The sequence below is a fragment of the uncultured Bacteroides sp. genome (assembly GCF_949298305.1).
In the GTDB taxonomy this organism is placed as follows: Bacteria; Bacteroidota; Bacteroidia; order Bacteroidales; family Bacteroidaceae; genus Bacteroides.
On the sequence record NZ_CASFWU010000006.1, the window covers coordinates 20,731 to 32,324 of the forward strand.

The window sequence follows — 11,594 nt, forward strand, 5'->3', positions numbered from 1 at the left end:
GGAAACAGACTAAAACAGGAAACAGGACACATCGGATTTTCATCAGACTGATCGGTTCAACGACCGGGAAATAGGGATAGCTATTTGTGCATCCTGCACGTTCTTCACAGAACATGCAGGACTCAATTATTATAAAATGCACAAACTACCGAATCCTACAAGAGAAAAAAAGAATCCGGTATCTCTTAGAATCAGTTTTCTTTCAACAAATCAACGACAAAAGGCTTCGGCTGGTATTCGCGGTCGAAGAGCAGAGGATAATCCTTGCGTCCTCTCACCGGGAAGCCGTTCTTCCAGGAATCGCCGTCACTCACGCCCCATGCAGTCACACGGCTGATGACATCGGAATGTTTAATGAAGAGGTTCATAAAATCGGCCATGCGGGCATTCCAACGCTGCGAAACGCTGTCGGGCAAAGCATCGGGATAAGGATTCAGGGCTTTGCGGAAAGCAACCGTATCGGCAATGTTGGCAGTACGGTTCACTTCCGGCAGGGCGCTCATGTCCCATTCGGTAATCATCACCTTGGCACCTGTACCTGCAAATGCCACAATGCTCTTTTCAAACTCTGCCAGGTCGGGATAGTTCAGGCCGACATGTCCCTGCATGCCGATGGCATCCACGCGCAGGCCCTTGGCCTTCATGTCGTTCACCAGTTTCACAACAGCGTTCCGCTTGCCTTCAGCGTGCATGTTGTAGTCGTTGTAGTACAACTCGGCATCCGGGTCTGCTTCGTGTGCGTACTGGAATGCCAACGGGATGAACTCTTCGCCCAGAATCTGATAGAACTTGCTCTTACGGTAGGAGCCGTCTTCCATGATGGCCTCGTTCACCACATCCCAACCTTTCACACGTCCCTTGTAACGGCTGACAATGGTCGTAATGTGGTCTTTCATCCGCTGCTTCAACACTTCGGGAGAAACATCCTTTCCATCCTTATCCACACAAAACCAAGGAGCCAGCTGCGAATGCCATATCAGGCAGTGACCCATCACAGCCATGCCATTCTTCTCACCAAAGTTTACAAATTCATCGGCTTGCTTGAAATCGTAACGGTTCTCCTCCGGATGAATGGTCTGACACTTCATACAGTTTTCCGCAACAACAGAGTTGAAATGCTTCTTCACTATCTTGACAGCATTCGTATCGCGCTCTGAAGATTGCCACACATTGACAGCAACTCCAATTAAGAATTTATCACCCAATACCGACTTCAAAGTCGGCTCCTCTTTAGCCACCGGTTTGGTAGCACAAGCGCTCATGACACTTCCCGCCAGCAACGCCCATAACAATGTTTTGCTTTTCATGGCTTAAAATAAACGATGTTGTTATTTGTTATTGTAAAGTAATTTGTTTAATCACAATAGGTTTCCCACCAGTAGACCAGAAGCCGATAATGTACAGATGCTCGGGACTGATGCTCTCTCCATTGGCATCTTTCATCTGGTGTAAATTCACTACGACCTTTCGGGAAGAGCCGAAATCATATATGGCAGGTTCTGTCCAATAGCTGGTCTTGTCGAACAGGCGGAAAGAAACGCCGCATTCATTATCATTGCCCAACTCTACGGTCAGCGTCTGGAAAGCAGACAAATCCAGACCGTTGGCATACTCCCAACCTCCAAAGCCATACATTCCTGTCACCAGCGTGCGCGTTTCTTCATCGAAAGTACCTTCTTCCCAAATGGAAGGATTAAATGCATCCGCAGTCAATGTGAAGGGAGAGAGTACCGTAACATTCAGAGTGAGTTCTTTACTGCCACCGGAAGGCGACGTGTAAGCCACAGTGACAACCGCTTCGCCTTCTGACACGGCCACCAGTTTTCCAGTCTGTTCCACCTTCACTACACTTTCGTCCGAACTGGCAATGACAGCATCGGCCGTCACCATCCGCTCAGAACCATCTGAGAATCCGGCCTTCACTTTGAGATAATTCACGTCGCCCATCTGCATACTTAAATCTCCAGCCAAATCCATCAGTTCCAACCGTTCGAGTTCACCATTGATGACGACTCCCTCGGCATATTCTTTAAACCAATGGTACATAGCCCAAGGACAAGCCTCCGGATCGTTCAAGAAAGTATAGTTACCCGGTTCGCCCGGCACATCCTGAAATGCGGCCAACAAATCGGAACGGGTTGTGAAAAACAGCCACGACACATTGCCCGAATTATCGGCTATATACTTGAAGTTGGCACCAAAGCCAGCGCCACCGGCCACACCGGTAATGCTCTTGCCCCAAGTCATATCGGTATATTTCTTGGGAGCCCAGTCAATCTCGGTCACCATGATGGGAGCGAAAGCCGCAACAGGACCCACCTGTGCATCCCATCCACGCTGGAAAGCCTCGTAACCGCCGCCCGACATGGTTCCTATGCCCTCGCCGCTATCTTCTTCGGCATCACTTCCGTACCAGCCAGGATAGCAATGCACGGCGAAACCGATATTCTCGCCTTCAATGCGATGAGTGGCATAACCGGCATAGGAAGACTGATAAGCCAACCCTGGCACCCAAATGATATTTTGGCTGCCATTTCCACGTATCTTATCCACAATAGCCTGGAAATACAATTTCATATTAGCAAAACAGGCATCGCCGGTACTTCCCCAATTACCGTCAGTTCCCTTGATATTGACAGGCTCATTGGCCAATTCAAACATAATGCCCGAATTGTTTTTTATTTTACTGTGCTGAGACACGATGTCCCACACCTTCAACAGAAATTCCTGGTAAGTGTCACCCAACTCGATACCCTGATATCCATCTCCATTAGGACACACACCGGGCGGACGCATCACCACATACATCCCTTTCGAAATGAAATATTCGGCCATCGGCACAAAAAGCTCATCCAGATATTTACGGAAGCGAAGTTCCGAAAAGCGCTCATGTCCTTCGTACCGGACATAAGGCAACGCTGTATCATCACTCCAATAGGGATCCAAGTGCATACGGACAAAGTTAAACCGCCAGCCCGCATCCAGAATGCCATCCACCATCGACTGGTTATAGTCCAAACAGGCCTGTACGTCATAATTGTCCCAAGCGTTGTTGTTAAAAAACGGACTATATGTCTGGGTAAAGCCATGAAGATTGACAATCTCTCCCTGTTCATTCTTCAGATAACGCCCTTCCACACGCAAAACAGGCAGAATATTCTCAACGGGCGTATCCGGTTCACCAGGCACTTCCGGAGTATCCGGTGTACCCTCTTCAGCAGGCATCTGGTCATCAGAACAAGCCCAGACCCCACAAAACATCAAAAACAAAAGTAATTTGTATACGTTTCTCATGGTTTAATAGTTTGAAGCAAAAGTAGTGCTCCCATGCTATACATACAGCATATTTATGTTACAGAAACCTTTGTCTGTGTTACAAAATGCTGTTTCCCCTTATTTTCAGCATAGAAAATCCAACAATCATCGTTCAGTAAAACGTTGAAACTCAAATTGAGCATCATTAAACACAGATATTGTATAGAAAACAAAATGGCAAACAAAAAAACGCCCCCGCTACAAAACCAATTGCAACGGGGGCGACTCCTAATTCAAAGCCGTATGAAACGGCTTTCTCTCATCTATTTAAGCTAACCCTAAGTCTGACTTAATTTGCACTGCCGCTTTGCAAGCCTTCTACGAAGCCGGCATAAGCAGGTTTACGGTTATAGTTGATATCCCACAAACCAACAGGTTCGCCACCTCTCCATCCTGAGTCGGCAGGACTGTCAGTTGCACACCACTGAGTGATGCCATATTGTTGTGCTACCGGGATAATCTCAAAGTATTTGCTGATAATGAACTTGTAGAACTCAGCCATCTTCTGCTGTTGCTCGAAAGTAACAAGCTCTGTCTTAATACCTGTACCGAACGCCTTCTCTACAATTCCCATATCCAGCTCGGAAATCTTAATCAGCTTGCCGGTAGCAGCCATCAACTGGAACATGTTGACAATGGCATCTTCCTGAGCCTTCTGATCATTCTCGTTCAGAATGTAGCTGACATGCATCTGTGTAGCGATACCATCAATCTTCGTCACGCCATCAGATTCCCAGGTTTCAATCCAGTGAATCAAACTCTTCAACTTCTTATTACCATCCCACCAAGATTCCAGATTGTAATCGTTGATGAAGAGTTTCAAGTCGGAAGGATTGCCACCGTATTCCTGGAAGTATTGACGGGCTTTTGCCACTACGATACGTACATAATCCTCGCTGCCCAGGTAATCCTGCCAATAGAAGTTTGTAGCGGGATCACCATTTTCTGCCGACTGAAGATCATAATAGCCGTCGCCGTCGCCATCTGTACCGGAAATAGCCTCGTTGACAGCATCCCATGCCGTTACATAACCGCCGGTGGCTTCCATCATACCCTTAATCCAGTTGTCCATGGCCCAAGTAAGAGTGTCTTTCTTTTCTTCAGGAGTAAGAGGGATAGCATTCGCAGATTTCTCATAGTACAGACATACATCGTCCAAATACAAAGTTCCCGCATAAGCACCTACATTGAACAATAACCGTGTTGCACCATCTCCTGTACAAGCCGTAGAAACGGTTAATTCTTGCCAATCAGTAGTTACATTCAAAGCAGGAAAGTCACCACAGCCAATATATCCATCAGGATTTTGGAAACTAACTCCGATGCTACTTGCCTGTGAGCCCTTAATCTTAAGACGTAAAAAATAAACCGTTCCATTGGTAAAAGGTGTAGTTACCTCATAACACAATTGTTTTTCCCAAGATTGTGCAGCAGAAGCATTTTCAACGACACAAACCCCATCAACCACGGACATAGTCAATCCAGCTCCCCATCCGCCTATTGGATTGCCGCTAGAATAATCATCCTCAATAACAGGAACAGGAATGGAAACCTCACCACTACTGCTTTCGTAATAAATTGACAAATCATCTATATAAATAGAACCAGCATAAGCTCCATAATTAAAAAGGAAGCGGTCAGCACCATCCTGTGCAGTAGCAGAAACTAAAACTTCAGTCCAATCTGTTGTAATATTCATAGAAGGGAAATCTCCTCTACCACCATAATCAGCACTATGTTGAAAAGCTGCACTAATAGAACCTTCAATACTACCTTTAACTTTAAAGCTCAGGAAATAGACCTGGCCACCTTCAAAAGGTACATCAATTGCAGCTTGGGCTTCCCAAGGATTAACCGCACTTGGGTTAGTCATTTTCAAGCATTTCGATCCATCAGGTCCTTCATCTACCACTTCACGTGTAGAATTATTTCCCCAACCACCTATTGGATTACCATCCTCAAAGTCAGACTGATAAGCATATTTATTAGTAACACTTCCATCTCCTTCAACTTCTTTATCCGCAAGCAACGAATTCAGATACTTGTTATTCTGCTGTGAATGCCATGCCAATGTATGTCCGTAAATAGTCATACCGGCTGCTTGAGCAGCAGTTACAAAATTCGATACTGTAGAAAAATTCATCGAGCCATCGTCGGAGACGCAAGAAGCATATTTCATTTCATTGCCTGCAGTCATTTCATCAAAATTAGATGCTGCTAAGCTGCGCACTTGTGTACCGGCAATGAAATCGTTAGCCCCCAACGCAATTCCCAACTTAAAGTTGGGATTTGCGGAACGGTCTACATACGTTTTCAAAGCATCGTAAACATTCAGGTATTCATATTGAGCAATACTTGCAGGCTTTTCAGTGCGAAAATCAACGATTGCGTCGTCGGCACAAGCAGCGAATAAAGACAAGATTGCCAATGAACTTATAAATAAAGATTTGTTTTTCATACTAGTATACAATTAAATATAAAAACCTCCTTTTATCAAAGAGACAACTAGTTAGCATTATAGGTAGGAGTAAATACCTCCAATTTATTAGTGCCACGGGTCTGCAACACCAACGTATCTTTGGTAGCCACCTGCTTGAAGCCATAATCCAGCTGATAGTCCAGATAAATGGCATCACGATCCTTGTTTCCCCACGCTTTCTTTTCTCCATCTTCCACAAACTTACCGGTACCGGAAGCCGTAATTCCATCAGTACCAGAAGCAATTGTACATTCATTACCATTGAAGGTCAGCAGCAAATTGCATATTACTGCAACCCCATTATTATCCTGTGTAGTAACGGGAAAAACCGCAGTAGTAAGCGATTGGGTAGTGATACTGCACACTTCATCCTTTTCCACATATTGCTCGTGGCGAATATTCGTACTCGTCACACCATCAACTTTAATTTGATCTACTCCCCGACGCAGATAAGAGCCGTGCCAAGGATTCATATACTTCACACAGTAAAGAACATAGTCCATTGGTTTAACGCTCCAATAAGCAGAATTGGTACGTGCCGGCTGATCACCTTCAATCAACGGTGTACCAGTCAAGATACGGTCAGCCCCAGTCTGTCCTTTCATCACCACTGGAATGACATAATTTGCACTCAAAGACTTCTCGTCAGCAAAAAAAGCATCGGTAAGCTGTACTTCAACGTATCCCCAGTGGTCGCCATTATACTTAATCTGGTTTCCACCCAGTTGATAATAATTGTCCGGCATAGGCAATACGGGTGAGCCGTCCTCGAAAGTAAGGTTATCGCAAAGTGTGTTATCCACAGCAATGTCAACAGTAATATCTCGTCCACCGTAAGCACCTCCCATAGTGGCATAAATGGCACACTTATGCTGATTGTCAAGCGTATTGTCAACTATCTCATCGTTACCCAACACAATCGTGCGCACAGGATATTGATAGGCGAAATAGACGCTTGTTCCTCCTTCATAGTCAGGAAACGTTCTGTCCGCATTCTCGCAGGCAGAAAAGGCAAACGCCAAAGCACCCGACATCATCAATGATATAACTTTATTTGTTTTCATTTTCATTATCTGCATTTTATAATTCAACATCTTTACCAACCCTTATTCTGCTGAAGATTGCTCCATTTCAATACTTCAGTGTACGGTATAGGTCCGTAGTGCATATAGTCCTGATAGTTACGAATCTCCACATCAATCATCGTGTAGTTCAAGCCATTGGTTCCCTGTTCGATACGTACCCCCTTAGCCGTTTCGTCAAGTGGCAAGTTCCAGCGGCGAATATCCCAGAAACGCTTGTTTTCAAAGCACAATTCAATGCGGCGTTCGTTGCGAATCATTTCAGTCATCTTATCCTTGTCGTTTTTAATGCTTTCCAGATAGGCATCACCATTGTCAGTCCCAACGCCACCACGAGCACGCAAAGCCTTAATGACATCATAAGCACTATAAGTATTGCCACCGTTGCCAGTAGGCCCCCAAGCATCGTTGGCAGCCTCAGCATAAGCCAAGAATATTTCTGTATAACGGATACGTACCGGGAAGTGATACTTGTTATTAATTGAACTCGGATTGGGACTACAGTCTTCACGCAAGAGTTTACGCAAATAGTAACCTGTACGGGTAGATGTACCGATGCGGTTCAGGCCATCGTCGGTTTTATTATCGCTGTCGGCGTACAATCCGGTAATAATCTTCTTTCCCTTATACTCGCTCTCGTTATAGAGAATGTACTCCGTCAAACGCGGGTCACGATTGGCATAAGGATTACTAGCCGAATAGCCACTGTTGACATCAGTAATAGGATATCCATTAGCCATAGGGAAAGCATCTACCAGATTTTGTGTAGGATTAATACGCCCACTTCCATAAAGTGTAGGCGGAAAGTTGTTCTTTTCCTGCGTAATACCCATATCATAATCTGCAGTACCATTGTTACGGTTTCCACGCCATAAAATTTCGGCAGTTACTTCGCCCGAACCCATGTTATCCAGTTCGTCTGTATTCATATACCAAGTGTTTCCTCTCGGATCAATGCCACTTATACCTCCAATACGGTTGAGTACAGTAGCAGCATAATTGGCTGCCGTTTCAGCAGTAACTCCGGAACCGTCACGATAAGCAGGGCTGGCAGCCAGCAAAGCTACCTGAGCTTTGAAGGCTTCAGCAATGCGCTTCGTAATACGACCGCGTTGATAGGTTCCGAATACCAAGTTGTAGCCACCCATCTCAGCACCAATCTGCTGGTACTTGACAGGGAGTTCGGCATTGCTGCTGATATTCTCATAGTCAAGCGGCAACAGTTCGATAGCCTTATCCAAATCATCAAAGATGTAGTTCACACACTCGCTGAAAGTATTACGTGGCAAATTGAATTCAGAATCCTTATCTTCCGGTTCAAATACCATCGGTACACCCAACAACTGACCATCGGCAGTCCAACCACCATGTGCCTGTATCAAATAAAAATAGTTCAAAGCACGCAAGGCATAAGCCTCTCCACGGAGTTTATCAATATACATCTGGTTGGTAGATTCAGTAGCCGACCAATGTACTTGATCCACAATGCCCAAGAAAGTATTAATATACTGAATGGTTGCCCGGCGAGCCTGCCATTGTTCCATCGGATTATTGCTTGAAGACCAAGAACCAAGTGCCATTTTTGAATAGTTGCTGGTCAAGTCATTCGTTACAGCATCATCCGTTGCTACATCACTCACGCTGGAGTTATCGTAAGGGAGCATTGCGTAACCATACCCCAACAAACCCGAAGCATAGTTAGGGTCAGAAAACATTTCTTCAACACCACGGTTATTCTCCTGGGCAGGTTCGAACATGTCTTCACAAGCCGAAAGGGTAGCCAAAAGCGCCGTAGACAACAAAATATTTTTTAATTTCATTTCAATCTTTTTTTAGGTTAAAATACTGCTTTCACACCAATATTATAATATCTGCTCTGAGGAGCGCTGCCCACATTCAATTCCATGTGTTCACGTTCTTTAGAAATAGTGAGCAGGTTAGCTCCACTAACGTAAGCCGAAAGCTCCTTAACAAAGGAACCGCGTAACAAACGTTTAGGCAAATCATAAGTAACCTGAATCTTAGCCAAGTCAAATCGGTTGGCTTTATACATCCAAAAGTCCGATGTACAGAAGTTGTTGCTAGCATTCAGTGTAGACAAACGGGGATAAGTGGCAGTAGCGGCCGTTTCTTCTGTCCAGCGGTCACGCACTACAGCCGAGTATTTGTCTTCCCCATCTACCCAATAGTAAGAACTATTCTTTACACCATAACTTCCGAAGCCACCAGTAGCCAATGCAAAGAAAGTAAAGTCTTTCCACTTGGCAGTAAGGTTGATGCCCAATGTAAAGGGGGAACCATACCACCCACCTTTACCCAGATAAACTTCGTCCTTATCATCGATAATACCATCACCGTTCTGGTCAATGTACTTGATATCTCCCGGACGGATTTGTCCCAGTTTGGATTGATCGGCCCAATTGTCAATATCATTTTGATCTTGGAAGAGCCCGGCACTTTGGTAACCCCATATACCATCAATGGGTTTTCCTTCACGATAGCGGTAAGCATCATCATAGATTTCATCACGTCTGGTAGCTTTGGTATCGTAATAAGTACCAGATACACCCAGCGACCAATCTACTTCACCGATACGTTGGTTCAAATTTACACTAAAATCGAATCCGATACGACGATTATTGTTATAGTTTAATATCGGCAAGAATGAAGCAGCAGGATAATATGTACTCAAATACGACGGATAGAATGTCGGACTCTTAATCGGATACCCCTCAGTAGAATTAATAAAGAATGAAGCATCGGCTGTAACCAGCTTGTTCCACAAAGAAGTACGAAGATTTACAGACAATTCCTTACGCTTGATGAAACCCAAGTCATCATTCTGACCTTTGGTAGAAAAAGTATATTTCCCAGCAGAACCGTCATACCAACCATAACCATCAGCCTGAGTCCAAACACCTTCATAAAGATAGAACTCATTTCCATCAACCACCAAATCAATATCCTGATTCAAAATACTACCTGATACGCTCAGCATCATATCATCCACGATTGGTGAATCTTTCAGGAAACTTTCTTCACTCAGGCGCCATCCTAAAGTCAACGAAGGAGAAAAGGCATTACGGTGTCCAGGAGCCAATTTGGCTGAATGAATCAATGCTGCACCAAAGTCTGCATAGTAGCGCTGCTTGTAATTATAACCAGCCTGCAAAGCCAAGTTAGCATTGCTAATGCGATGATACTGCGCCGAAATAGTTTGTTGATAACCGTTAACTATGAACATTGCAGACACATTGTGATCTTTCTGGAATGTGTTCTGATAGTTGAACTGCCCTGTGAAAGCGATTGTCTGCTTATCTGAACTTCCACTAATATTCTGTGTGGCAGGACGTTCATCCAGACCTTCTTTTGTCAAAGCCACAATAACATCTTTACCATTGTAGTTAGACCATGTAGGAACGAAGATAGCATAATTGTTATCAAACGAAGTCGTGTATGAGGTAGCATAGTCTACAGCAAACATTGCCTTGAATGAAAGACCTTTCAGTAGTTTGTTAAGGTCAATATCAACACCCGTATCAAACTGGAATTGACGACTTGTCCACTTACTGCTTCCAGCTGCATAAACATCGGCAAAAGCATTGGTCGGATTTGCCTGCGTACCAGCGAGGAAATACTTTCCATCAATGATATTACCCGATGTGCTCAACAATTCCCAAGCAGCAGTCGCATTGGGATCAATCATATCCAGCGGGATCAACGGAGCAGCATGTTGCGGGAAATTGGGACGTGCAGTCGAAGCTACATTCCAATAGTCACCTTTGGCGCTTTTGGAATTATAGAAGGTAGCATTCGCATTGATATAAGCATTAATAAAATCATTAATGTTAACATCTACGTTACCACGAACATTGAAACGGTCGGTCATGTTATTCTCGGCCTCACCAAAATTCAAATAATCGCCATTGCGATAATAGCTGACATTACTATAAAAATGAGCACGTGAACCACCACCCGAAATTTCAGCTGTTACCTCCGAACGATTATACACTTTCTTTACATAATCGGACGAATAATAGTTAATATCCGGATAACGGTAGGGATTCAAACCAGAAGCGTGATTATAAATTTCAGTCTCTGAATACAACGGATCCAAACCATCATTGACACGAGCCTCATTATAAAGCGTCATATACTCTGCTGCTCCCAAATATTCAGGAAAACTTTTTGCCACATTAAAACCCGTATTAGCACGGACAGAAACGTTGAGTCCTTCTGTCTTACCACGTTTTGTGGTAATAACAATAGCTCCCTTAGCAGCTTTACTGCCATAGAGCACTACTGCTTGTGCTCCTTTCAAGAAAGTGATTTGAGCAATTTCAGAAGGCATCACGTTATCAGCAGCACGGGGAACGCCGTCAACAAGCACCAAGTAACCGGCATTGTCACCATCCATGCCCCAAAGCGAATTGCCATTCCAACCACCTACATAGCCTTGCATATTATCCAAGCTATAAGTATTATAGTTTTTCTCCGTCAAATCCTCCATATTGACCACAGAAACACCACCCAACAGGTCTTTCTGAGCCACCTTTCGGAAAGCAACCTGAACCATTTGGTCATCTTCGATTGCCAATGAGTCGGTTTCATTCCCCATTGTTGCTTGCGCGCCGGCCAAAAGCGGAGAAGCGGCCAGCATGGCACAGAGAATGAATCTTGTCTGTATATATTTCATTGTTTACTCGTTTATGATTATA

The 11,594-nt window shown here is 44.4% G+C and carries 6 protein-coding genes; all 6 read right to left on the reverse strand.

The annotated features are described in order from the left end of the window. Window positions 1-191: 191 nt before the first annotated feature. Window positions 192-1,307 carry an endo-1,4-beta-xylanase gene (locus tag Q1Y74_RS01370; RefSeq protein WP_300811905.1) on the reverse strand — a complete coding sequence of 372 codons (1,116 nt, stop codon included), beginning with the start codon at window positions 1,305-1,307 and terminating at the stop codon, window positions 192-194. 28 nt (window positions 1,308-1,335) lie between these two features. Next, window positions 1,336-3,294, reverse strand: a complete 1,959-nt coding sequence (locus tag Q1Y74_RS01375; protein ID WP_300811906.1) for a cellulase family glycosylhydrolase — start codon at window positions 3,292-3,294, stop codon at window positions 1,336-1,338. A gap of 310 nt (window positions 3,295-3,604) precedes the next feature. Continuing rightward, window positions 3,605-5,773, reverse strand: coding sequence for an endo-1,4-beta-xylanase (locus tag Q1Y74_RS01380; RefSeq protein ID WP_300811907.1), 2,169 nt, complete (start codon window positions 5,771-5,773; stop codon window positions 3,605-3,607). 47 nt (window positions 5,774-5,820) lie between these two features. Next, on the reverse strand, window positions 5,821-6,858 hold the full coding sequence (locus Q1Y74_RS01385) for a DUF5627 domain-containing protein (RefSeq protein WP_300811908.1): 1,038 nt from the start codon (window positions 6,856-6,858) through the stop codon (window positions 5,821-5,823). A 32-nt stretch (window positions 6,859-6,890) separates the two neighbouring features. After that, a complete protein-coding gene (locus Q1Y74_RS01390) occupies window positions 6,891-8,696 on the reverse strand; it encodes a RagB/SusD family nutrient uptake outer membrane protein (protein ID WP_300811909.1) in 1,806 nt (601 codons plus the stop codon). A 17-nt stretch (window positions 8,697-8,713) separates the two neighbouring features. After that, on the reverse strand, window positions 8,714-11,572 hold the full coding sequence (locus Q1Y74_RS01395; RefSeq protein WP_300811910.1) for a SusC/RagA family TonB-linked outer membrane protein: 2,859 nt from the start codon (window positions 11,570-11,572) through the stop codon (window positions 8,714-8,716). Window positions 11,573-11,594: the final 22 nt, after the last annotated feature.

What these genes read in the sequence shown, in the direction of transcription:
- Q1Y74_RS01370 (WP_300811905.1), bottom strand. Translation starts at nt 1,307, where the DNA reads ATGAAAAGCAAAACATTGTTATGGGCGTTGCTGGCGGGAAGTGTCATG.
- Q1Y74_RS01375 (WP_300811906.1), bottom strand. Translation starts at nt 3,294, where the DNA reads ATGAGAAACGTATACAAATTACTTTTGTTTTTGATGTTTTGTGGGGTC.
- Q1Y74_RS01385 (WP_300811908.1), bottom strand. Translation starts at nt 6,858, where the DNA reads ATGAAAACAAATAAAGTTATATCATTGATGATGTCGGGTGCTTTGGCG.
- Q1Y74_RS01390 (WP_300811909.1), bottom strand. Translation starts at nt 8,696, where the DNA reads ATGAAATTAAAAAATATTTTGTTGTCTACGGCGCTTTTGGCTACCCTT.
- Q1Y74_RS01395 (WP_300811910.1), bottom strand. Translation starts at nt 11,572, where the DNA reads ATGAAATATATACAGACAAGATTCATTCTCTGTGCCATGCTGGCCGCT.
- Q1Y74_RS01380 (WP_300811907.1), bottom strand. Translation starts at nt 5,773, where the DNA reads ATGAAAAACAAATCTTTATTTATAAGTTCATTGGCAATCTTGTCTTTA.